The 23,500-nt window shown below is 69.5% G+C and carries 19 protein-coding genes; 7 read left to right on the forward strand and 12 right to left on the reverse strand.

What is annotated here, in order from left to right:
* Positions 1 to 45: 45 nt before the first annotated feature.
* On the forward strand, positions 46 to 774 hold the full coding sequence (locus OG194_RS04795) for a FadR/GntR family transcriptional regulator (RefSeq protein WP_327399572.1): 729 nt from the start codon (positions 46 to 48) through the stop codon (positions 772 to 774).
* A gap of 252 nt (positions 775 to 1,026) precedes the next feature.
* Here the strand turns inward: OG194_RS04795 and OG194_RS04800 are convergent, their stop codons facing one another.
* The 7 genes from OG194_RS04800 to OG194_RS04830 are packed head-to-tail and all read right to left on the reverse strand — an operon-like array spanning position 1,027 to position 11,072.
* The gene (locus OG194_RS04800; RefSeq protein WP_327399573.1) at positions 1,027 to 1,494 is read right to left on the reverse strand and encodes a DUF4231 domain-containing protein; all 468 of its coding nucleotides are present in this window, start codon (positions 1,492 to 1,494) and stop codon (positions 1,027 to 1,029) included.
* 47 nt (positions 1,495 to 1,541) lie between these two features.
* A complete protein-coding gene (locus tag OG194_RS04805; RefSeq protein ID WP_327399574.1) occupies positions 1,542 to 4,556 on the reverse strand; it encodes an alpha-mannosidase in 3,015 nt (1,004 codons plus the stop codon).
* Between the two features lie 56 nt (positions 4,557 to 4,612).
* Complete coding sequence (locus tag OG194_RS04810; protein ID WP_327399575.1) at positions 4,613 to 6,679, reverse strand: endo-beta-N-acetylglucosaminidase; 2,067 nt, start codon at positions 6,677 to 6,679, stop codon at positions 4,613 to 4,615.
* On the reverse strand, positions 6,676 to 7,932 hold the full coding sequence (locus OG194_RS04815) for a glycoside hydrolase 5 family protein (RefSeq protein ID WP_327399576.1): 1,257 nt from the start codon (positions 7,930 to 7,932) through the stop codon (positions 6,676 to 6,678). Before OG194_RS04815 ends, OG194_RS04810 begins: the two co-directional genes overlap by 4 nt.
* 52 nt (positions 7,933 to 7,984) lie before the next feature.
* Positions 7,985 to 8,887: a carbohydrate ABC transporter permease gene (locus OG194_RS04820; RefSeq protein WP_327399577.1), complete on the reverse strand. Its 903-nt coding sequence runs from the start codon at positions 8,885 to 8,887 to the stop codon at positions 7,985 to 7,987.
* Positions 8,884 to 9,771: a carbohydrate ABC transporter permease gene (locus OG194_RS04825; RefSeq protein ID WP_327399578.1), complete on the reverse strand. Its 888-nt coding sequence runs from the start codon at positions 9,769 to 9,771 to the stop codon at positions 8,884 to 8,886. Before OG194_RS04825 ends, OG194_RS04820 begins: the two co-directional genes overlap by 4 nt.
* Positions 9,772 to 9,779: 8 nt before the next feature.
* Entirely contained in the window at positions 9,780 to 11,072 is a 1,293-nt protein-coding gene (locus OG194_RS04830) for an ABC transporter substrate-binding protein (RefSeq protein WP_327399579.1), read from the reverse strand.
* A gap of 270 nt (positions 11,073 to 11,342) precedes the next feature.
* Between OG194_RS04830 and OG194_RS04835 the strand changes: the two genes are divergently transcribed.
* Positions 11,343 to 12,350, forward strand: coding sequence for a LacI family DNA-binding transcriptional regulator (locus OG194_RS04835; RefSeq protein ID WP_327406978.1), 1,008 nt, complete (start codon positions 11,343 to 11,345; stop codon positions 12,348 to 12,350).
* A gap of 71 nt (positions 12,351 to 12,421) precedes the next feature.
* Positions 12,422 to 13,225: an SAM-dependent methyltransferase gene (locus OG194_RS04840; RefSeq protein WP_327399580.1), complete on the forward strand. Its 804-nt coding sequence runs from the start codon at positions 12,422 to 12,424 to the stop codon at positions 13,223 to 13,225.
* Positions 13,226 to 13,312: 87 nt separating this feature from the next.
* Here the strand turns inward: OG194_RS04840 and OG194_RS04845 are convergent, their stop codons facing one another.
* On the reverse strand, positions 13,313 to 13,861 hold the full coding sequence (locus OG194_RS04845; RefSeq protein WP_327399582.1) for an ATP-binding protein: 549 nt from the start codon (positions 13,859 to 13,861) through the stop codon (positions 13,313 to 13,315).
* Positions 13,862 to 14,074: 213 nt separating this feature from the next.
* On the opposite strand from OG194_RS04845, the gene OG194_RS04850 reads away from it, so the two are divergent.
* Both OG194_RS04850 and OG194_RS04855 read left to right on the forward strand, forming a co-directional pair.
* A complete protein-coding gene (locus OG194_RS04850; protein WP_033279071.1) occupies positions 14,075 to 14,326 on the forward strand; it encodes a DUF397 domain-containing protein in 252 nt (83 codons plus the stop codon).
* 161 nt (positions 14,327 to 14,487) lie between these two features.
* Positions 14,488 to 15,393 carry a helix-turn-helix domain-containing protein gene (locus OG194_RS04855; protein ID WP_327399583.1) on the forward strand — a complete coding sequence of 302 codons (906 nt, stop codon included), beginning with the start codon at positions 14,488 to 14,490 and terminating at the stop codon, positions 15,391 to 15,393.
* A 24-nt stretch (positions 15,394 to 15,417) separates the two neighbouring features.
* On the opposite strand, the gene OG194_RS04860 is transcribed toward OG194_RS04855, so the two are convergent.
* Positions 15,418 to 16,968, reverse strand: coding sequence for an alpha-L-fucosidase (locus OG194_RS04860; RefSeq protein WP_327399584.1), 1,551 nt, complete (start codon positions 16,966 to 16,968; stop codon positions 15,418 to 15,420).
* A 22-nt stretch (positions 16,969 to 16,990) separates the two neighbouring features.
* Positions 16,991 to 18,874: a family 20 glycosylhydrolase gene (locus tag OG194_RS04865; RefSeq protein WP_327399585.1), complete on the reverse strand. Its 1,884-nt coding sequence runs from the start codon at positions 18,872 to 18,874 to the stop codon at positions 16,991 to 16,993.
* Between the two features lie 303 nt (positions 18,875 to 19,177).
* Between OG194_RS04865 and OG194_RS04870 the strand changes: the two genes are divergently transcribed.
* Positions 19,178 to 20,521, forward strand: a complete 1,344-nt coding sequence (locus OG194_RS04870; protein ID WP_327399586.1) for an amidase — start codon at positions 19,178 to 19,180, stop codon at positions 20,519 to 20,521.
* A gap of 30 nt (positions 20,522 to 20,551) precedes the next feature.
* Here OG194_RS04870 and OG194_RS04875 read toward each other — a convergent pair whose 3' ends face one another.
* On the reverse strand, positions 20,552 to 21,034 hold the full coding sequence (locus OG194_RS04875) for a GNAT family N-acetyltransferase (RefSeq protein ID WP_327399587.1): 483 nt from the start codon (positions 21,032 to 21,034) through the stop codon (positions 20,552 to 20,554).
* A 56-nt stretch (positions 21,035 to 21,090) separates the two neighbouring features.
* The gene (locus tag OG194_RS04880) at positions 21,091 to 21,264 is read right to left on the reverse strand and encodes a hypothetical protein (protein WP_327399588.1); all 174 of its coding nucleotides are present in this window, start codon (positions 21,262 to 21,264) and stop codon (positions 21,091 to 21,093) included.
* Between the two features lie 887 nt (positions 21,265 to 22,151).
* Here OG194_RS04880 and OG194_RS04885 point away from each other — a divergent pair.
* Positions 22,152 to 23,468 carry a glycoside hydrolase family 16 protein gene (locus OG194_RS04885; RefSeq protein WP_327399589.1) on the forward strand — a complete coding sequence of 439 codons (1,317 nt, stop codon included), beginning with the start codon at positions 22,152 to 22,154 and terminating at the stop codon, positions 23,466 to 23,468.
* Positions 23,469 to 23,500: the final 32 nt, after the last annotated feature.

Consider the following 23,500-nt stretch of genomic DNA (forward strand, 5'->3'; position numbering starts at 1 on the left):
CACATCCGTGACTAGACTGCGCGGACCGGCGACAGGAGGAGTGGCGTGGACGAGACCCTGCCGAGTGGGACGGACCCGGTGGCCGCTCCGCCGAAGGGCACGGTGACGCAGCGCGCCATCGACTCGATCAAGGCGTTGATCGGCGAGGGCCGCCTGGAGCCGGGCCAGCGGCTGCCCACCGAGCGCGATCTCGCGGCCCAACTGGGCATCTCCCGCAGCTCGATGCGCGAGGCGATCCGCGCGCTCACGGTGCTGGGCGTGCTGGAGGCGCGGCACGGTTCGGGGATCTACGTCACGCAGCTGGAGGCCGGCGACCTGCTGGAGACCTTCGGTGTCGTCGCCGATCTCTCGCGCGGCCCAGGTCTGGTGGAACTCCTCGAAGTCCGCCGCATCCTGGAGTCGACGGCGACGGCCCTGGCCGCGGCCCGCATCACCCCGGACCAGCTGGCCGAGGTCGAGAAACACCTCACGGCGATGAACGCCACCGACGACCCCGAGGAGATCCTCGCCCACGATCTCGCCTTCCACCGCGAGATCGCCGCCGCCGCCGGCAACGACACCATGGCCGCGATCCTGGAGGGCCTCTCGTCCCGCACGTTCCGGGCCCGGGTCTGGCGCGGCTACCAGGAGGAGGGCGCCTTCGCCCGCACCCGCCGCGAACACGCCGCGATCCACCGCGCGCTGGTCGCCCGCGACCCGGAGGCGGCACGGGCTGCGGCGGCCTCGCACGTGGGTGAGGTCGAGGAGTGGCTGCGGGCGCAACTCGCCCCCTAGAAGCAGAGGTTCAGGCGCCCTGGCATCCGGGCTGTGCTGGTCGTCGGCGAACAGCGGACAAGGGCAGCCACTCTGCACTGTGCGCTCTGTCTCCGCCCGCGCAGGGAGACCCGCCGGAGGAGGACTGAGCCCCGAAGGGGCAAGTCCTCCAGGCGCGCGGGGCTGCATCGATATGCGGCTCCGCCGCGCGGGCGCGACCAGCCCCCACGCGCCCGCAGCAAACAACCGAGAGCATCCGCCCTGACCCACGCCTCAAACGCCGGAGGCAGGCAGCGGCGGTTCGCCGCGTTGGCCCTGGACCTCCGCCCATCCGCGCAGTTCGCTGGTACCCACCTCATCGATCGCCCGGTGCAGGGCGGCCCGCGCGTCCGCGTCGCGCTCGCCCTGCGGGAGCAGCAGGTAGTGGTCGATCGCCCGCCGCAGGCTCTCCCGTGCCTGTGCGGCCAGCACCCAGCGTGAGCCGGGGCTGAAGAGTTGGCGCATGCCGGTGAAGAAGACGGCGGCGCCCGCGATCAGGGCGGTGAGCCAGGCGGGTGCGTGCAGGCCCGCCGCCACGACCGTCGCGGACGTGGCGGCGAGGGCGCCGAGTTCCGTCGTGTAGTGCAGCCACCTCGCCCGGTCGCACGCTCCCGCGTAGAACTCCAACTCCTGCCGGGCAAGCCCGAGCAGAGGATCGGGTTGGGAGGCCCAGGCCTGGCCGACGGCCGTTCTTCGTCTCATCGCCACATCATCGGGCGATCACGGCCGTCGGCGAAAGCCGTTCCGGGTCAGGACCGACGAAGCCGCAGCGTCACCAGCTCGAACGGGCGCAGCCGCAAGGTGAGTTGATCGCCCTCGCGGGTCACCTCCTCGGTGTCGGCCGACGGCCGCTCCAGCAGGTCTACGACCTCCACCGCGTCGAAGGCGAAGCCCACCGTCAGTGTCGCCCTGGCCCGCCCCCCGTGTGCCTCGTGGAACCGGACCACGACGTCACCGTTCCCGTCGTCGGCCAGTTTCACCGCCGTGACGACGACCGCGTCCAGGTCGACGCTCACCAGCGGCGCGACCTCCTGCGCGCCCTCGACTCGCCGCTCGGGCAGGTTGATCCGCCAGCCCTCGCGGACGGCGTCGCCGATGCCCGCGCCGGGCACCAGTGCGTGCCGGAAGCGGTGGACGCCCTGGTCGGTCTCGGGGTCCGGGAAGCGCGGGGCACGGAGGAGGGAGACGCGGACCGTGGTGGTCGTACCGTTGTCGCCGTCACCTCGGACCGTACGGGTCACATCGTGGCCGTACGTCGAGTCGTTGACGACGGCGACGCCCCAGCCGGGCTCCTCCATGTGGACGAAGCGATGGTTGCAGGCCTCGAACTTGGCCGCCTCCCATGAGGTGTTGGTGTGCGTGGGCCGGTGGAAGTGCCCGAACTGGGTCTCGGACGCGTACCGTTCGGCGTGCACGTCCAGCGGGAAGGCGAGCTTGAGGAACTTCTCGGTCTCGTGCCAGTCGACCTCGGTGTCGATGAGCAGCCGCCGCTCCCCGGGCGCCAGGGACAGGAGTTGGGTGACCTTGGACTCGCCGAAGGTCCGTACGATCCGCACGGCGTTCCCGTCGGCCACGACCTCGTCCGCCTCCGTGAGGTCCGCGACCGTGTTGCGGTAGAACTCGTCGACGTCCCAGGCGTCCCACATGTTCGGGAAGTCCGGGTGGAGTTGGAGCAGGTTCGCGGCCCGGCCGGGGGCGATCGTCTCGCGGTCGGCCTCGATGTCGTAGGCGGAGACGACGAGTCCCCGGGCGTCGATCTCGACGCGGAGGAGGCCGTTCTCCAGTACGTGTCCGCCGCCGGCCCGGGTCACGAGCGCCGTCTCGCCCTGGACCTCCGGGGTCTGCGCGCCGCCTGCAGGGACGCCTTCGCGGGTGTGGGGCGCCGAGTTGAAGACGAGGGTGGTCGTCCCCTCCCCCGCCAGCGCGCGCTGGGCCGCGTCGATGATGGCGTTCAGTTCCGAGGCGATCCGCTGGTACGTCCGGCGGGCCTCGCGGTGCACCCAGGCGATGGACGATCCGGGCAGGATGTCGTGGAACTGATGGAGCAGCACCGTCTTCCAGATCCGGTCCAAGTCCTCGTACGGGTACGGGAATCCGACCCGGACCGCGGCCGTCGCCGCCCACAACTCCGCCTCACGCAGGAGGTGTTCGCTGCGCCGGTTGCCCTGCTTGGTCTTGGCCTGGCTGGTGAGGGTGGCGCGGTGCAGTTCGAGGTACAACTCGCCGACCCAGACCGGGGGTTCGGGGTACTCGGCCTCGGCCTTCTCGAAGAACTCCTTCGGTGTCTCCCAGGCCACGGTCGCCGAGCCTTCGAGGTCGCGCAGCCGGGCCGCCTTGGCGACCATCTCACGGGTCGTGCCGCCGCCTCCGTCGCCCCAGCCGGTGGGCGCGAGGGAGTGCCGGGCGACGCCCTTGTCCTTGAAGTTGCGTGCCGCGTGGGCGATCTCGCGGCCCTGCATGGAGCAGTTGTAGGTGTCGACGGGCGGGAAGTGGGTGAAGATCCGGGTGCCGTCGATGCCCTCCCAACGGAAGGTGTGGTGCGGGAACTTGTTGGTCTGGGACCATGAGATCTTCTGCGTGAGCAGCCACTTGGAACCGGCTGCCTTGATGATCTGCGGCAGTCCGGCGGCGAAGCCGAAGGTGTCGGGCAGCCATGCCTCCTCGTTCTCGATGCCGAACTCGTCGAGGAAGAACCGCTTCCCGTGCACGAACTGACGGGCCATCGCCTCCGAGCCCGGCATGTTGGTGTCCGACTCCACCCACATGCCACCGGCCGGCACGAACCGCCCGTCCGCCACCGCCTTCTTGACCCGCGCCCACACCTCGGGCCGGTGCTCCTTCACCCAGGCCCACTGCTGGGCCTGCGACATGGCGAAGATGAAGTCGGGTTCGTCCTCAAGCAGGGCCGTCATGTTGGACGTTGTGCGGGCCACCTTGCGGACCGTCTCGCGCAACGGCCACAGCCACGCCGAGTCGATGTGCGCGTGCCCGATCGCGCTGATGCGGTGCGCGGACGGCACGGCGGGCGTCGACAGAACGGCCGAGAGCTGTGAACGTGCGTGCTCCGCCGTGCCGTTGACGTCCTGGAGGTCGACGGCGTCCAGCGCCTTCTCGATCGCCCGCAGGAGATCCCAGCGGCGCGCCGAGTCCACCGGCAGCTCGGCCATCAGCTCGCCGACGACCTCCAGATCGAGGACGAGATTCCACACGTTCTCGTCGAGGACGGCGAGGTCCATGCGGGTCAGCTTGTACTGGGGCTCGCTGCCGGCCGTCTCCTTGTCGCCCAACTGGGTGGGCAGGAAGGGGTGGTAGTCGAGGACGACGGGGTTCGAGGCGGCCTCGATGTGCAGCCGCACCTCCTCGCCGCCGGCGACGGGCGCCCCGATCCTGACCCACTGGTTGCGCGGGTTGAGGCCCTTCACCGGGGTGCCGTCGGGCCGGTAGACGAGGCCCTCGCACTGGAAGCCGGGCATGTTCTCGTCGAAGCCGAGGTCGAGCAGCGCCTCGACGGTCTTCCCGGCCCACTCCTGGGGGACGGTCCCGGTGACGCGGAACCAGCTGGTGCCCCAGGGAGCACCCCACCGGGCACCCACCTCGATCGGTTCGGGTGTGCCCGCGAGCCCCTCGGCCACGGGCACCGGCTCGTCGGGCGCGTGCCAGACGGCCACCTCCAGCGGCACGGACTCGGGGTACACGGCGGGACGGATGCGCTCTTCGAGGACGCGCTTGAGGCGGGCTTCGACCAGGCTGCGGTCGTCATGCATGTGGGGTGCTCCGTAGCTCGGTTGCGGGTTGGGTCACGGCTGTTGCCAGGCGGGCGCTACCAGGTGTGCGCGACGGTCACGGGGGCCGACGCTGTGTAGAGCTCCCCTGTCGCGCGCAGTTCGAACCACGCCTGCTGCTCGCCCTGTTCGGCCTGCAAGCCTCCGACGAAGAAGGCGCGCTGGCAGGTGCCGCCGAGGAAGCGCCGGGTGCCGTCGGGGAGGAGCCGGTGAAGGGTGTACTGACGCACCGCACCGGGCGCGGCGTCCCAGGCGAAGCGCAGGTCGCCCCCGGTGGCGGCGGTGATCCCCAGGTTGGCAGGGTCCGCGGGCGGCTGGGTGTCGTTGACATCGCGAACAGCCAGGCCACCGAGCCGCCAGTTCACAATGCTCCCGCTCGCATCGGCCGCGGTGAGCCGTACGCCGATCGCATGCAGAGTTCCGGAGAGCCCTGTGAGCGGCACGGTCACCGTCTGCCACCCGTTGACATCCGTCACAGCCCGCACGCCGTTAACCGAGTTCACAGGCAGATAGGTGTACGGCGGTGTCGACCCCGCCGAACTCGGCTCGTCCGTGGCGACTGCCAGCTCGACGTTCACACTGCCGCTGCCACTGCCGGTGCGGAACGTCAGGTCGACCACCGTGTCATCACCGATCGGCAGCTGTGAACCGTACACATCCACCGTCGCCGGTTGATCGAGTACACCCGAGACCAGCACGCTGCTGCCGCCCCGCCAGGCGTCCGCGAAGTCGAAGGTCACCGTGGGCCGTTGCCCCGTCGTCCGCACCACCCATCGACGGGACGGCAGCCGGTCCTGGAGCCCCAGGTGGTTCCATGCCACGTCCGAGGTGACCACCCCGTCCTCGTACCAGCGCAGCCCGTGCCCGGTGTTGAAGACGCTCGCGAACGGCAGTGCGCCGCCCACCGTCGACCGGTCCGCGACCGACACGGCCGGCGCCCGCCAGGTGTCCGTGCTGTCCGGCAGCGAAGGGTCGAGCGAACGCCCGGTCCAGAAACGGTCGTCCGCCGCGTGGAAGTCGCCCGGGGTACGGCTCGCGGGCAGGTGGTTGCGGGTCCACTCCGGCCGGTAGAACCCGATCGACGTGATGTGCGCCTTGGTCGTCGGCACCATCGCGTCCCAACTCACCGACGTGCTCGACCCGTTGGACTCGACATCGACGCCCGCCCACAACTCGTAGCGGCTGCGCCCGAGCCCGTCCGCCTTGGTCCCGGACGCGGCCAGCGTGCTCGTGCTCCACCGGAAGTCGATGAACATGTCGTTCGCGGCCTGGAAGAACGCCTGGTTCGAGGAGTTCAGCGCACCCTGCCAACTGACCGTCCCGTTCACGGTCATCGCGTCGTACCAGGTCACCCGCTGCCCCTGCGCGGCGGCGAGGGACTTCAACTCGGCGACGAATCCCTGCATGTCGATGCCGAGGGCGGTGTTCCCGCCGCTGGTCTCGGCGTTGACGAACCAGCCGTCGAAGCCGTACGCGGCGGCTACCGCGACGAGTTGGGCGGCCAGCGGGTAGTGCCCGTCGGAGTCCTTCTGGACCAGGTCGCGGGTCCACTGGAGCTGCCCGCCGTAGGCGACGGGCGGCAGGAAGATGTTGCCGAGGACGGGGACGCCGTGCCGGTGGGCGGCGTCCACGATGGGCGCGTTGGGGGCGAGGATGATGCCCTCGCCGGACGAGCCGCCCCAGAAGACCAGTTCGTCGAGGTAGGACCAGTGGGTGAGGGCGTAGTAGTCGGCGGTGGCCGCGCCCTGGGAGGGATTGCTCGACGTCGGCCCGAAGGAGACCAGGGACTGGATGCGGGCCTGCCCTGAGCGGGCGGTGCTGTTGGCCGGGGTCGGGGTGAAGCGCGCGGCCAGGGGGACGGCGGCCGCGTTGAAAGCGAGGTCCGCGTCCGTGGCGGCGGTCCAGGTCTTCAGGCTGTTCCAGGTGATGCCGGTGCCCGGGGTGCCGGAGGGCAGGGAGTCCGGGTACCAGTAACTGGCGTACGGCTGCACGGTGTTGGCGGCGGCCTGCGCGGCGGCGAGGGCAGGCGTGGGCAGTTGGGGCAGCAGGGTGGCCGCCGCGCCGGCGAGCAGGACGGTGCGTCTGGTGGGACCTTGGGCGGTCACGAGCTGGTGCCTCCTTGTGGGGTGGGGAGTACCTGTTCGGGAGTGACGACTTCGGTGATGCCGCGCGCGGCGAGGTGTTCCTTGTCGTCCGCGCGTACGTCGAGGACGGTCGCCGGGCGGGCTCCGTCGGCGACGAGCCGGAAGTAGGCGGCGAAGACCGGCCCGCCGGGACCGCAGACCGAGCGGACCGCCGGATCGGCGGGCACGACGAGTGCCGTGGTGCGGACGGCGGGTTCGTACGTCGGCTCGCGGGCCGCCTCCGCCAACACCAGTGCGATGTCCTTGGGTTGGCGGTCGTTGGTCAACAGGCCCAGCCCGTATTCGAGTTCGGGAAAGTCCGCGAGGTCACGGGACACGTCGTGCGAGCACCACCAGGTGATGCCCCAGAGGTCGGGGCAGTCAAGGGCGTTGGCGATCGTCGCGGAGGCGAAGTCGGCCGCGTGCTCGGTGGGGACGAGCGGTTGGGGCGCGCCGACCTCCTGGAGCCAGACGGGCCGGTGCGGTTCCTCGGCCCATGCCTTGCTCAGCTCGATCAGGTAGGCGGCGTGGTGCTCGGAGGGGACCGAACTACGGCCGTGGCGTTGGGCGGTGCCGTTGAAGACCCAGGAGTGCACGGCCGTCATCGCGCCGTGCCGGGCGGCCTGGGCCGGGGTGAACGGCATGTCGTCCTGGTACCAGGTCGCGTCGTACTCGGCGTGCAGATGCGGCTTGCCGGGCGCGCCCTCCGAACAGGCCGCGAGCATCCGCGCCAGCCAGGCGTCGATCTGGTCCTCGGTCGCCCGGTCGGGGTCCGGATGCGGGCCGGCCGAGAACTGGTTGACCTCGTTGCCGAGGGTCATGCCGATGAAGTTGGGGCGGTCGGCGAGGGCGGCGGCGAGCGTGCGCAGGTAGGCGGCCTGGCCGTCGAGGACGTCGGGGTCGGTGAAGAGGTTGCGCCGATGCCAGGTCCGGGTCCACGCGGGGAGGTAGTCGAAACTGCTCAAGTGCCCTTGCAGACCGTCCACGTTGACGTCGAGCCCGCGTTCACCGGCCGCGTCGACGAGCTGAACCAGCTGTTCCACGGCCCTGGTTCGGATCAGGGTCCGGTTGGGCTGGAAGTACGGCCACAGCGGGAAGACACGGACGTGGTCGAGGCCCAGCTCGGCGATCGAGTCGAGGTCGGCGCGTACGGAGTCGAGGTCGAAGTCGAGCCAGTGGTGGAACCACCCTTGGCTGGGCGTGTAGTTGACGCCGAAGCGCACGGCAGAAGACATCGGGATCCTGGTTCTGTAGTGCGTACGTGGGGGAAGTCGGCGCGCGTAGGTCTCAGCCCTTGACGGCACCGTCGCCGACGCCCCGGAAGAAGTACCGCTGGAGGCAGGCGAAGAGGGCGATCAGCGGTGCCACGGCGATGACCGTGCCGGCGGCCACCAGGCGTTCGTCGTTGGCGAAGGTGCCGTGCAGATAGTTGAGGCCGATGGTGAGCGTGAACCTGGACGGGTCGCTGAGCACGATGAGCGGCCACAGGAAGTCGTCCCAGGCGCCCATGAAGGCGAAGATCGCGACGACCGCGATGGTCCCCTTCACGGACGGCAGCGCGATCCGCAGGAACCGCTGCCACACGTTGGCGCCGTCGACGAAGGCCGCTTCCTCTATCTCGTACGGCAGGTTGAGGAAGGCGTTGCGCATCAGCAGCACGTTCATCGCGCCGACGCAGCCCGGGAGGACCACGCCGATCAGGGTGTTGTTGAGGCCCAGCTCCCGCATGGTGGTGAACTGGGCGATGATGATGCCCTCCACCGGCACGAGCATCGCGAGGATGAAGACGAGGGTGGCCACGCGTCGGCCCCGGTAGCGCAGCCGGGCCAGGGCGTACCCGGCGAGGGCCGAACCGACGCAGTTCGTCACGACGTTGGCGGTGGCGACCTTCAGTGAGTTGAAGGCGTAGTCCCAGACGGGGATGGTGTCGGCGACCCGCTTGTAGTTGTGCAGCGTGGGGTGTTCGGGCAGGAAGGTCGGCGGTGAGCTGTAGATGTCCTCGGTCGGGCCCTTGAGCGAGGTGGAGAGCTGCCACACGAAGGGGCCGATCGTGATGGCGAGGACGATGAGCAACAGCGTGTAGCGCAGCGCGAGTTCCCAGACGCGGATGCGGCGGCCGTGCTCGTCGGTGATGCGGGGTTCGCGAACCGCCGTCTCCTGGACGGGCCTTGTGCGCTCGATGACGCTCAAGCGTCCTCCTTCCGGTCGGCCCGCAGCACGAGCAGCATCAGGGCGACGGTGACCACGAAGACGACGACCGAGAGCGCGGAGGCGTATCCGACGCGGCCGGTCAGTCCCGTACCCGTGCGCTGGACGAGCATCACGAGGGTGGTGTCCTCGCCGGCCGGTCCGCCGCTCGGGCCCGCCATCAGGTAGACCTCGGAGAACACCTTGAAGGCGGCGACCGAGGACAGCGCGCCCACCAGCACCATCGTGGAGCGGACGGCGGGCACGGTCACCGTGAAGAAGCGGCGCACCGCGCCCGCGCCGTCGACCGACGCGGCCTCGTGCAGTTCGCGCGGCACGCTGGCGAGCGCGGCCAGATAAATGATCATGTAGTAGCCGAGGCCCTTCCAGACCGTGACGGCCATGGCGCTCAGCAGGAGCAGCCACTGGTCGCTGAGGAAGCCGATCTGTCCGACGCCGATCGTCTCCAACAGCGAGTTGACCAGGCCCCGTTCGTCCAGCAGCCACACCCAGATCAGTCCGACCACGACGATGGACGCGACGACCGGCGTGTAGAACGCGGATCGGAAGAAGGTGATGCCGGGGATGTTCTTCTGTACCAACAGGGCGAGCAGCAGCGGGAGTACGACGAGTGCGGGCACCACTCCGACGATGTACAGGGTGCTGTTGCGCAGGCCGGTCCAGAACATGTCGTCGTGCCACAGCTCGCGGAAGTTGGCGAAGCCGACGAAGTGGCCCGGGATCAGGGTGCGCCGGTCCGTGAAGGAGTTGATCACGGTGGAGCCGAAGGGGTAGAGCACGAAGGCGCCGACGACGAGCAGCCCGGGGGCGGCGAACAGCCAGGGACTGGTGGGCAGTTGGCGCCGCACGCGGGACACGTCGGCCATGGGGACTCTCAGCCTTCCTGCTGGAGCAGCGTGTCGCACTGCTTGACAGCGTTGTCGAGAGCCGTCTTGGGGCTCTCCTTGCCCTGGAGCGCCTTGGCGACCTCGTTGCGCAGGGCGGTCTTCATCTGCTCGCTGAACAGCACCGGGGTGTAATTGACCGCGTTCTTCAGGGACTTGGCGGCGGCGATCCGCACCCGCGTCTCGTCGGTGCCGTCCTCCTTGGTGAAGTACGGGTCGTCGAGGGAACCGGCGGTGCTCGGGAAGATGGCGACCTTCTTCGCGAACGACATCTGCTGCTGGGCGTCGGTGACGTAGTGCGCGAAGGCCACGGACGCGGGGGTGTGCTTGGTCTTGGAGTTGACCATCACGCCCATCACGTACATGTTGACGTGCCCGGTGCTGGTGATCTGGTCGGTGATGCCGATGTTCTTGTACAGGCTGGGCGCCTGCTTCTTGAAGTTGTCGAGGTCCAGGGCGCTGCCCGGGTTCATCGCCACGGCGCCGGTGAGGAACTTCTTGCCGGACGACTCGGGGGTGGCGGTGAGCGCCTGTGAGTCGAGGGCCTTCGCGTCGTACAACTCCTTGTACTTGGTGAGGAGTTCGATGCCCTTCGCGTCGTTGAAGGCGAAGGCGGTGCCCGCCTTGTTCATGAGCTCGACGCCGTAGCGGCCGAAGTCCTCGACGGTGGGGACGTTGGCGAGGGTGGCGACCTTGCCGTCGGTCTTCTTCGCCAACTGGAGTGCCTGGGCGAAGAGTTCGTCGTACGTCTTCGGCGGCTGGTCGGCGTTGAGTCCGGCCTGCTCGAAGAGGGACTTGTTGTAGAAGAGCGGGCCGGTGTTGAGGTACCAGGGGAAGGCGTAGGTGCCGGTCATGCCCGGTATCTCGTGGCTGGCCCAAGCACCCGGCAGGTACTCGCTCTTGTACTTCGCGGCCGACTTGTCGAGGTCGAGCGCGAGGCCCGCCTTGGCGAGCGGGGCGACGAGGTCCGGGGAGACGTTGACGACGTCGGGCAGGGTGCCGCCGGCGGCGTCCGCGCTGATCTTGTCGGCGTAGCCCTCGGCGGGCTGGTCGATCCACTTCACGTGGGTGCCGGGGTACTTCTTCTCGAAGCCGGAGATGACGCCCTCGAAGTACGACTTGAAGTTGGCGCGGAGGTTCCAGGTCTGGAAGGTGATGTCGCCCTCGACCTTGCCCGAGGCGTCGGTCGATCCGCCGTCGTCTCCCCCGGAACCGCAGGCGCTCAGCGGCATGAGGACGACGGCGGCGGCTGCTGCGGCGAAGACTCTGCGGGAGATGCGCACGGCGAGTGGCTCCTTTGCAGTGGGGGTTGGCCAATCGTGCCGGGGCAGACCTTGCACGCTCTCCGGCGGGCGAGTCAATGGATTCCGCTCAGCTAAATTCATTAGTTGGCCGGTTCTGGACAACTGCACTGGTCAGCGAGGTGTGTTCGCATTCTTGCGTGGATCACTAATGCGCTTTAGGGTGTGCGGACTCAAGCGCATTAGTGCGCGGCACCTGCGGAATGGAGAGCGGGCTTGTCAGGCAAGCGGTCGCCCGCGCGTCGGCCGACGATGAAGGACATCGCGCAGCGCGCCGGCGTGTCCGAGAGCGCGGTCTCCTTCGCGCTCAACGGCCGGCCCGGCGTCTCCGAGATCACCCGCGACCGGGTCCGCCGGGTCGCGGAGCAACTGGGCTGGCGGCCCAGCACGGCGGCGCGGGCACTGTCCGGGGAGGGCGCGGCGACGGTCGGTTTCGTCCTCGCCCGGCCCGCGGACACCCTCGGCGTCGACTCCTTCTTCCTCCAACTCGTCTCCGGCATCCAGGAAGTGCTGGCCGAACGGCATCTCGGTCTGCTGTTCCAGATGGCCGAGGACGTCGACGACGAGTGCGCGGTGTACCGGCGCTGGTGGGCCGAACACCGCGTGGACGGCGTCCTGGTGGCCGACCCGCGCACCGCCGACCCGCGGCCCGACCTCCTCGACGAACTCGGCCTGCCCGCCGTGGTGATCGGCGGCGCACCCGACGAACGGCACCCCGGCCTGTCGACGGTGTGGGCCGACGACGCGGGCGCGATGGCCTCCGTCGTGGACGAGTTGTCCGCGCGCGGCCACCGTCGCATCGTGCACATCGCCGGCCTGCCCGGCCTCGCGCACACCGAGCGCCGTATCCGCGCCCTGCGCGCCGAGGCCGCCCGCCGCGGACTGACCGAGGTGCACTCGGTGACCACCGACTACTCGGACGCGGCCGGCGCCGCCGTCACCCGCCGGGTCCTCGAAGTCCCCGCTCCCCCAACGGCGTTGATCTACGACAACGACGTGATGGCCGTCGCCGGGGTGGCCGCCGCGACCGAACTCGGCTTCTCCGTACCGGCGGACGTGTCGGTGGTCGCCTGGGAGGACTCCGCACTGTGCCGCATGGTCCGGCCGTGGCTGTCGGCGTTGTCCCGGGACAGTGTGGAGTTCGGCCGTACGGCCGCCCGGGAGTTGACCGCTCTGCTGGACGGCGGACCGGCGCGCACGGTACGGGTGCCGGTGCCGCGGCTCATCGAACGGGACAGCACCGGAGCGGCACGGGCATGAAAGGGGGTGTGTCCCCCGTTTCGAGTCCGAATCACCGGACACCGCCCGGTACTTCGTGTGAGGCTTTGCCCATGACCTCCGAAGACCCGCTGGCCGACCGGCTTCAGCTCGACCGGCCGCACTCTGCCCGTGTGTGGAACTTCCTCCTGGGCGGCAAGGACAACTACGCCGCCGACCGCGAGGCCGGCGAGATGATCGTCCAGATGTTCCCGGACATCGCCCTGCTCGCCCGCCTCCAACGGCGCTTCCTGGTAAGGGCGGTGCGCTATCTCACCGAAGAGGCGGGCATCCGCCAGTTCCTCGACATCGGGACCGGCCTGCCCACCGTCGACAACACGCACGAGGTCGCGCAGCGCATCGCGCCCGAGAGCCGCATCGTGTACGTCGACAACGACCCGCTGGTGCTGGTGCACGCCCAGGCGCTGCTCACCAGCACCCCGGAAGGCGCCTGCGCCTACCTCGAAGCGGATGTGCGCGACCCCGAGCGGATCCTGGAAGTCGCCGCGCAGACACTGGACTTCAGCAAGCCGATCGCGCTGACGATGCTGGGCATCCTGGGCCAGATCCCGGACTCGGACGAGCCCGAGTCCGTCGTGGGCCGTTTCCTGGACGCCCTGCCCCCGGGCAGCTACCTCGCGCTGAGCGACGGCACGGACACCAACTCGGCGCTGAACCAGGCGATTTCGGTGTACAACGCCAACTCGGCCAGCTCGTACCACCTGCGCGGCCCCGAGCGGATCGAGGCGTTCTTCACGGGCCTGGAGGTCATCGAGCCCGGCATCGTGCCCACCTCACAGTGGCACCCGGAGCCGGTCGACGTGGGCCGCGACCCGTCCGACGTGGACGCGATCTGCGGCATCGGCCGCAAGGTCTGAGCACCAACACCGAAGGGGGCACCGGAGTTACCGGTGCCCCTCCTTCTTTCCCCATGCCGCTCTCGCCAGAGGCGTGTGTGTCCCGGGTCAGATCCGGAAGAGCGCCCAGACCGTCTTCCCGCCGCCAGCCCGCAGGTTCCAGCCCCACGACTCGCTCAGTGCGGAGACCACCTGGAGACCGCGCCCGGACTCGGCGAACTCGTCGGGGTGCCCCTCCACGGGTATGCGATCGCTGTCGTCGGTGACCGCGCACACCGCGTACGGCAGCCGGTCCCACACCGCGAGCCACAGTGAAGGCTGCGGCTCCGCACCGGAGTTGGGCGCCCGGCCGTAGCGCAGCGCGTTGCTCACCAGTTCCGACACGGTGACCGTCACATCGTCGACGACTTCGTCCCCGACCCGGTCGGCGAGCGCCGCGCGGGTGAAGTCCCGTGCCACCTGGGCCGATTGAGGCATCGGCGGCACGACCAGGACGGAACAGAGAGCGGGGTCGCGCCCGTCGCCGACGGCGGGGAGCAGGGTGACGGTCTGCCCCGGCTCGGGCGGGCCCACCTGGTCGACGGCCCGGCACAGCCACTCCCAAGTCCCCTCGATCCGCAGGGTGTCGACCGGTCGTACGACTTGCTCTGCGGACATCGCGACCCCTGAGACCCCTGGGAGAGAACAACTGCGCGGACTACACCCGTCCGGAGCATCGTCCTCCGCCTGCCCCTGCGAACGCAAGTGCATCGGCAATTACCGCTGCAATTGCAGACGATCTTGCGAGCGGCCCGGCCGAGGGCTATCGTCCTGCACATCACCAATGGATGCAATTGAAGCTGCAATTGCATTCGATCTTCCGGGGGAGCGATGAGGCCTCACATAGAGCACGCGAACGGCATGTCGGCGACCCTGCTGAGCGACGCGCAGTGGCGCAAGAGCCACCACAGCAACCCTGAGGGAAACTGCGTCGAGTTGGCCGCGCTCTCCGACGGTCAGGTCGCCGTACGCAACTCGCGCCACCCCGAAGGTCCGGCGCTCGTCTACACCAGCGCCGAGATCTCCGCGTTCGTCCGCGGTGTGAAGGACGGCGACTTCGACGGCCTACTCCCCGGCCGCTGAGGTCAGGCAAACCCGCGGATCGGCCGGAAGGCGCCGGAACACAGGCCGGCACCTTCCGGCTCCTTCACTCCCCGCAGTTATCCGGAACCTCGGTGCTACGATCCTCTTTTGAGTCCCGAAAACTTGCGGACGGTATCGGCGCGACCGCCGAGGGGATGAACATGACTTCAGCTCAACCGGAATACGCTCCCTCGGGTTCGGACGTGCTGAGCCTTCAGCGCGGCGGTCCGACGGTCCAGCGCATCATGCTGGGCACGCGCCTGCGCCGCCTGCGCGAGTCCCTCAACATCACCCGGGACACGGCCGCATCGGCGATACGCGCCTCGGACGCCAAGCTCTGCCGCATGGAGCTGGGCCGCGTCGGCTTCAAGGAGCGCGATGTGGCCGACCTGTTGACCCTGTACGGCCTCCAAGAGCCGGATGTACGTGAGGAGTTCCTGACCTCCGCCCGCCGCGCCAACGAACCCGGCTGGTGGCGCGCGTACGGCGACGCCTTCCCGACCTGGTTCGAGCAGCACCTGGGTCTGGAAGAGGCCACCTCCCTCATCCGCACGTATGAAGTGCAGTTCATCCCGGGCCTGTTGCAGACCGCCGGGTACGCCGAGTCCGTCATCCGGCTCGGCCGTCCCGTCGACACCCCGGACGCGATCCAGCGCCGCGTCGAACTCCGCATGACCCGCCAGGAGTTGCTCACCAGGCCCGGCGCTCCGAAACTGTGGGTCGTGGTGGACGAGGCCGCGCTGCGTCGTCCGCTCGGCGGAGCGGACGTGATGCGCGAGCAGCTGCGGCACCTCATCGAGACGGCCGCCCTGCCGAACGTCACCCTCCAGGTGCTGCCGTTCCACGTGGGCGGCCACGCCGCCGCCGGCGGTCCGATCACCGTGCTGCGCTTCCCGGTTCCGGACCTGCCGGACATCGTCTACCTCGAACAGCTCACCAGCGCCCTCTACTTGGACAAGCCCGAAGAGGTCGACCGCTATCTCGCGGTCATGGACCGGCTGAGCATGGTGGCCTCACCGGCCCCCGAGTCGGTGACCTTCCTGGAGAAGCTCCTCAGCGAGATGTGAGCGCAGGCGGTTTCCGACCGCCGCTCAGACCCGCGACCGGTACAGCCCGAACTCCGCGATCTTCACAGCGTCCCGGGCCGCCGTCACGCGAACTCGCCACCGCCGGGCGCGTACAGGCGCGACCAGCGACAGGATGCGGCTCGCGCCGATCGTTCCGGCGCGGGTGACCTCCGTCCAGGCCCCGTCGACGTACGCCTCGACCACGAAGGCCTCGACCTGCTGGCCGTGGCGCGCTGTGTCCTCCGCCAACCGGACGCGGTCGACGGCCTGTTCGGTGCCGAGGTCGACGGTGACCCGGCCCGGTGAGACGGCCGTCCGGGCCCCGCGCGTCAGGTCCTCCGGCAGTTCCCGGTCCACGCGCTCGCGGAACTCGCGCAGGCGTGCCACGTCCGGGGCCGCCAGCAGGCCGTCCGTGTCCGGCGGCACGTTGAGCAGCAGGACCGCGTTGCGGCCGACCGAGCCGAAGTAGATGTCGATCAACTCGTCGACGGTCTTGGGGACTTGGTCCGGGTGGTAGAACCAGCCGTCGTGGATCGACACATCGCACTCGGCGGGCCACCACTGGAGGTAGTCGGTGTTCGGCTGCGCCGAGACGAGGGCGCCACGGCTGCCCTCGTCGGGGGTGTCGTACGACAACGCCCAGTCCGTGCGCCCGTATTGCTCCTCCTTGACCGGGAGAACGCTCCACTCGTCCTCGCGCGCGATGCCGCCCTCGTTGCCGACCCACCGCACGTCCGGCCCTGTCACGGCGATCGCCGCGTCCGGGGCCAGCGACCTGACCAGCGTGTACCAGCTGTCCCAGTCGTAGTCCTCGACGTGGCCCGGCGGGATGCGGCCCTGGGCGCCGTCGAACCAGACCTCGTCGATCGGGCCGTACTCGGTCAGTACTTCGTAGAGGGTGTTGAGCATGTGGGCGCCGTAGTCGGTGGCGTCCAGCGGGTAGAAGGCGTCCGGGGTGCGGTCGTCGCCGTCGACGAGTGTCGGGATCGTGCGCGTGACACGTGCGCTGCCGTTGGCGTAGACGCCGTGGAGGTACTGGTTCTCGTCGGCGGGCGAGAGGTAGACGCCGGCCTTGAGGCCGTACCGTCGCATGGAGTCGGCGAAAGAGCGCAGTACGTCGCCCTGGCCCGCACGCCAACTGCTGTACGCGACCGTGTGGTCGGTGTAGCGGGAGGGGTACAGGACGAAGCCGTCGTGATGCTTGACGGTGAGGATGGCGAGCTTGAAACCGCCGTCGCGCAGGGCGCGGGCCCACTGGTCGGTGTCGAGGCCGGTCGGCTGGAACACGTTCGGGTCCTCGTCACCGGTCCCCCACTCCAGACCGGTGAAGGTGTTCACGCCGAAATGCAGGAACGCCGTCCGCTCCAGCTTCTGCCAGGCCACCTGCCGTGCGGTGGGCCGGACTTGGGAGGCCTTGCGGACCAGCTCGGCCTCCGTGTCGTCGGGACTGACGGGGATGCGGGAGCGGGAGCCGGACGGGGTCGGGGTAGCCGCGAGAGCGGATGCCGTGGCGGTGCCGGCGGTCGCGGCGAGCGCGGTGGCCGAGAGGACGAAGAGGCGTCTGGAGAGGGCCATGGGGTGGGACTCCTCTGGTTGCTCAGTGGGCGGTCAAGTGCCAGGTGACGGGCTGGTGTTGGTCCGGCGGGTACTGCACGAGCCGACCGTCGTCCGCGACGCTCAGCGCCATCTGCGTGATCGCGTTGACGAGTCGGTAGCCGCCCGCTGTGGGCACCAACTCCCAGCGCTGCATGGTGTTCGTGGCATTGCAGGGCTGCGGGGTCGCCGACATCCCGGGCTGGAGCGGCACGTTGAGGGTCAGCTTGCCGCCCTGCACCTCAAGGCAGCCGTCGGCGGTCCGCACCGTCACGTAGCCGTCCGGCGTGCGCTGCACCTCGGCGTCGATGGAGGCGGAAGGGGTGGTGGCAGCGGAAGTCCCGCCCGACGTCCGGAAGGTGTACGTCCCGTCAGCCACCGGCACCCGTGTCAGGTCCCGCCAGCCAGGAGCGTGCCCAACTGCCGTGCCCCGCGCACTGAATTCGGCATACGTGGCGTCAGGGTGCGGATCGCCCCAGGTCGCCTGGGCGAGGTGTCGTAGCGCGGGCTCGGTGTCGACCGCGACCTCGTTCTCGGTCTCGCCACGTCCGTTGTCGGGCCAGAGGCTGATCTTCGCGCCGGTGATGCCGCCGCTGGAGGTGAGCTTCTCGCCCTCGAAGCTGCGCGGGTCCCAACTCTGGTCGTACAGGCCCTCGGTGTCGCTGTGGAAGCCGCCGCGGACGAGGTAGAGGGAGTAGGCCGCGTTCATCAAGGGGTAGCCCTCGGCAATGAGTTGGCTCGGCTTCTCGGTGACGTTCAGCCAGTGCTCGACCGTCGTGCCCGCCGCCACCGGCACGGTGTTGGCGCCGGTGAGTCCGTCGTTCCAGATGCGCAGCTTCTTGCCCTTGCTCGCGGCGTACGCCTGGACGCGGTTGATGAAGTCGATGTACGCGTCCTGCGGGGTGGCGTTCGCACCGTACTTCTCCTGAGCGTAGCGCAGCATCTGCGGGTACTTGGAGTAGTCGGAGCCGAGCATGTACTCGTCGGCGCCCATGTGCCAGGACGTCGCGGTGAAGACCTGCGCGTACTCGTCCATCAGGCTCGTGTAGTAGTCGAACGCGGCCTGCTGGGTGACGTCGAGCCGGGCGGGCTGCTTGTTGCCGTCGCTGTCGGTGAGTTGGAGATCGGGGCGGTTCTCTATCCACGGGTCCATGTGGCCCGGGGAGTTGATCTCCGGAATGATCTCGACGTGGTACTTGTCGCCGAGCACGACGAGGCGGCGCATCTCGTCCGGGGTGTAGTAGCCCCAGGTGTTCGCCTCCGGGTGCGCGGCGCTCTTCACCTTGAGTTCCAGGAGCAGTTGATTGAGCTTGTGGTACGCCATCTCGCGCACCAGGTTCTCCAGCCAGGGCAGGGAGATGTGGATGTAGCAGGCGCAGACACCGACCCCACGCTCCTTGTAGCGCGGCACGTCGACCGTGCGTCCGGCCGGTATGTGGTCGCCCTGCGCGAGGAGTTGGAGGAGGGTCCGGGTGCCGTAGAAGGCGCCGGTCTCGGTCGCGCCGGTCACCGACAGCCGTTTGCCTACCTGGAGTTCATAGCCCTCCGTACCCAACGAGCCCTTGCCCGGCCGGACTTCGATCACGATGTCGCCGGCCCGGGCGGCACCACCCCGCGCTACGGGCACTGTTCCGTGACCGGCCGCCTTGAGGTCGTCGGCGAGAGTGTCGGCGACCTCGCGTTCACTCTTGCTGTCGGCCACAAGTCGGGTCCCGGGCCCGAAGTCGTAACTCCCGGGTTGAGGCGCCCAGTTGGACAGCGCGGGCACGGTCACCGGCACCGCCCGCCCCTGCTGGACCGCGACCGCCGGCACCGTGGGTGCGGCGAGCAGTGCGAACACCGCCGCGAAGCCGACGAACCGGAACCGTCTCTTCCTGCGCTCAGACATGCCACTCCACCGGTCGCGATTGATCGGACGGCTGATGATTGAACCGCGCTCAGGGGCTGTCAATGGGCGCCGGGAAGGGTCAAGTTAGGCCATTGATCGGATGACCAGCAGGTCAGGCGACACCAGCCCGGTCCCGCCCCGCGAAAAGTCCAACAAGACGGGCCCGAATGTCCAAGAACGGCAACCCATTGCTACCCACAACCAGCAGCCCCGGTTTTCCACGACGGCAGCCTCTCGACGCACCGCCCCGGCCGAGGCACAGTTCTCCCTACATACTCGCGAGTAGTGAGAAGGAGCGCGCCCGTGACCAGCTGGGTCGGCCGTACCGCCGTCGAGATCGCCACCGCCGTACGCGAGAAGCGGGTCACGCCCCGCGAGGTGGTGGCCGAGCATCTCGCCCGGATCGAGCGGCTCGACGGGCGGATCGGCGCGTTCCGGGTGGTGCGGGCGGAGGCTGCGCTCGCGGAGGCCGACGAGGTGGGCACGCGGGCCGATCTGGCCGAACTCCCCCTCGCGGGCGTGCCGTTGGCCATCAAGGACAACCTCCCGGTGACCGGCGAGTCCAACCGGGTCGGCTCCGCCGCGACCCCGGACACCCCCGCCGACCACGACCACATCACCGTGGCCCGGCTACGGGCGGCGGGCGCGGTGGTCGTCGGACTCACGAACGTGCCCGAGTTGTGCATCTTCGGTACGACCGAGGGCGTCCACGGCACCTCCCGCAACCCCTGGGACACGACCCGCACGGCGGGCGGTTCATCGGGCGGGAGTGCGGCCGCCGTAGCCGCCGGCATGGTGCCGATCGCCCTCGGCAACGACGGCATGGGCTCGCTGCGCATCCCCGCGGCCAACTGCGGCCTGGTCACCATCAAGCCGGGGTTCGGGGTCGTCCCGGCCGGAATCGGCGACGGCGACTGGTTCGGAATGTCCGAGAACGGACCCCTGGCGACGACCGTCGAGGACGCCCGGCTGATGTTTTCGGTCATCGCGGACATCGAGGTCGTACGCCCCGACGAGCCGACCCCTCGGAAAGTCGCCGCCTCTGTGCGCAGCCCGCTCGCCGGAGTGGCCATCAGCAAGCCGTATACGACCGCCGTACGGGAGGCGGCCGGACTGCTGAACGGGGCGGGCCACACCGTGCAGCGCGCCGATCCGCCGTATCCGCTGTCGCTGAGCACCACCTCGCTCGCGCACTGGACGGCCGGCACCTCGGTGGACGCGGCGGGGCTCGACCCGCGGAAGCTGACGCGGCGGACCCGGGTGCACGCGGCGATCGGAAGGCGATTCGTGAAGAGCGTCCGTACCGGCAAGGGTCGGGAGCGGCTGCGGGAGCGCCTCGCGCCGTTCTTCGCCGAGCACGACATCCTGCTGACGGCGGCGCTGGCCCGCCGCTCCCCCAAGGCCGGGCCGTGGCACGAGCGGGGCTGGCTGCGCAATGTGCTGGCGAACACCAACTACTCGCCGCTGACGCCCCCTTGGAACCTCACCGGCTGGCCCGCGATGTCGGTCCCGTTCGGCACCCTGCCCTCCGGCGCGCCCTGCGCCGTACAGCTGGTGGGGCGGCCGGGGTCGGAGGCGGCGCTGCTGGAGCTGGCGGAGGAGTTGGAGAAACTGCGCCCGTGGGTGCGGACGGCGCCGCTCGACTGAACGATCCCTCTACCCGGCCAAAGGTTCCTTCTAGAGGGCGCGGTACATGACGTGCAGGCCCACGCGTCCGTCCCGGGGATGCTCGAACGCGTCCGGCACCGTACCCAGGATCGTGAAGCCGAGGGAGAGCCAGAGCTTGACGGCGGGGTTGGTCTCGACGACGGCGTTGAACACCATGCCTCGGAAGCCCTGGTCGCGGGCGGTGGTGAGGATGTGTTCGGCGAGGGCGCGGCCGATGCCGCGGCCGCCGTGGTCGGGGTCGACCATGAAGCCGGCGTTGGCGATGCGGTCGGCGGGGCCGCCGTAGTTCGGGGTGACGAAGGCCGAGCCGACGACGGTTCCGGTCTCGTCCTCGGCGATGTACACGCGCTTCGGCGGGGACGTCCACAGGGCCCGGGCCGCCTCTTCGGAGGTGTCCCGGGCCCAGGTGTAGGTGTCGCCGGCGGCGACGATCCGGTGCCAGAAAGGCCAGATCCGCGGCCAGTCGTCGGCCGCGGCTTCTCTGATCAGCATGGGCGTGATTTTCGCACGCCCATGCTGTCGGCGATCGCGAAGGGTCCCTGCGGGGGTCAGTCCACGCTGGGCAGGATGTGGGGCTCGGCGAGGTCGTCCTCGTAGCCCGCGAGACGGATGGGGGCGGACCGTGCCCACACGGCCAGGCTGCCGAGCTCGTCGGACCGGTGGCCCGCACGCTCCGCGTGTTCCTCGGGGCGTTGCTCGCGATTCGTCTTCTCCGGTGTCACCGCGCACTCCTTATGTGTCGGGTAACCCTCGGGGCACAACCGGCCGTCTCCGGTCCGGTACCTGGCCCGCTCGGGCGTGGGTTGAAGGCAGTTCGGACGCGGTGGCGCCGGTTACTCGTGTGAGAGCAGGCCGTTGTGACCGGCTTGCCCCGGGACGGACCATGGGTGTGGGTGGGACCCCTTGTCGCTGTCCGTCTGCCTCAGGTTAACCAAATGAGCGACCCGCCGCTCGATGGGGCTGAAAACATGGGGTAAAGATTAGTGACATGCAGCCACCGGGTCCGGCCTGCCCCCGCCCGCTCCCCCGGCAACGCGCGCGAGCGGTTGCCTTCGACTCCTGAAGCCGCCGCGCGAGGTCCGCGACCGGCGTCAAAGCCCGTCGACGGGACGACAGCACCTCCAGTCTGCCGCCGCCGTAGCAGAACCGCAGCTCAGCGGGACGCCACCGCGCTCGACCGATCGCCGGAGAGCGCTCCACAGCCCGGCGGAACTTGGTTCGGACCTTTTTCGGAACTCCATAGAGCGTCGCCAGGAGACCCACTCCTCAACCGATCACGTTGAAGCCATTGACGCATGCAGAGCCGCGCCGGACACTCCTGCATTGAAACGGCGATTTCCGCCCGGTGAGCAGCCAACTCGGGCCCGTCCCACACGACATGGCGGATCGTCCGTGTTCGGCCGCGCGCACCGGGCTCCACAGTGCGGCGGCGCCGACGCAGAGGAGGACAACGAGAAAAACGCGGACCCATGATCACCCTGAGAGCGCTCTCAAAGACGTCAGCAGACCATGTCGCCAGACGACGGAGACGACCTGCTCCCCCGTCCCACCAGGAGGCAGGCCCCGGCAGCACTCCCATCCCGCATGCTCGACAGGGAGAACCACAACGATGACAACCTCCCCACCGCCCGCCGGTGTTCCGGCCGGCCGACAGAGAACCGTCCCCCTCGTCCTGGGCAGCGCTCTGGTGCTGCTCATCGGCGCGCTCGCGGGCCTGATCGGCAGCGGCGGCAGCGCCTCGGCGGCCGTACCGGGCGCTCCGACCGGCTGGACCACCCTCTTCTCCGACGACTTCAACGGCGCGTCCGGCAGCGCGCTGAACCGGACCAACTGGCTGTACGACCTGGGCACCGGTTACGCCGGAGGTGCCGCCAACTGGGGAACGGGCGAAGTCGAATCGGCCACCGACTCCACCAACAACGTCTACCAGGACGGCCAGGGACACCTGGTCATCAAGGCTCTCCGCGACGGGTCCGGCCACTGGACCTCGGGACGCATCGAGACCCAGCGCACCGACTTCGCCGCCCCGGCCGGCGGACAGCTCCAGATGAGCGCGTCCATCCTCCAGCCCAACCCGGCCAGCGGACTGGGCTATTGGCCCGCGTTCTGGGCGATGGGCGGCGCGGCCCGCCCGGTCGGCGCGACGAACTGGCCGAGCATCGGCGAGTTCGACATCATGGAGGACGTCAACGCGCTGAGCCAGCACTCCACCACCTTCCACTGCGGCGTGTGGGCGGGCGAGTGCCACGACCCCGACGGCATCACCAGCAACCTTCAGCCGTGCGCGGGCTGCCAGACCGGCTACCACACGTACTCCGCGATCATCGACCGCACGAACACCGCCGCGGAGCAGCTCCGTTTCTACCTCGACGGCAATCTGACCTTCACCGTCAATGAGAACCAGGTGTCGGTCGCGACGTGGCAGGCGGCCGTCGACCACGGGTTCATGGCCATCTTCGACCTGGCGATCGCCGGTTCCTACCCCGACAAGGTCTGCGGGTGCAGTTCGGCCGCACAGGCGGGCAGCATCACGTCGGGTGCCGCGATGAGCGTCGACTGGTTCGCCGTCTACCAGCAGAGCCCGAGCGGGACCACCACCGGCGGCACGACGACCGGCGGCACCACAGGCAGTACGACGGGCGGAACCACCGGCGGGAACACGACGACGCCGGACTACACCGCCGGGGTGACCCACGTGAGCGCCAGTCAGGCGCAGATCACGTTCGTTCCGACCACACCCGCGGCGTACGTCGATGTGCACTACCTGATCAACGGCGCCGGCCAGCAGAACTTCCGGATGACCAACAGCGGCGGCACGTGGACACAGAACGTCACACTCGCCACCGGTTCCACCCTGACCTACTGGTTCACCTACGAGAAGAACGGGCCTCAGTACGACAGCCCGCACTACACCTACACCCAGTGAGCCCTCCCGGGCCGGCCCGACAGGACCGGCCC

Source organism: Streptomyces sp. NBC_01288, from assembly GCF_035982055.1.
Taxonomy (GTDB): domain Bacteria; phylum Actinomycetota; class Actinomycetes; order Streptomycetales; family Streptomycetaceae; genus Streptomyces.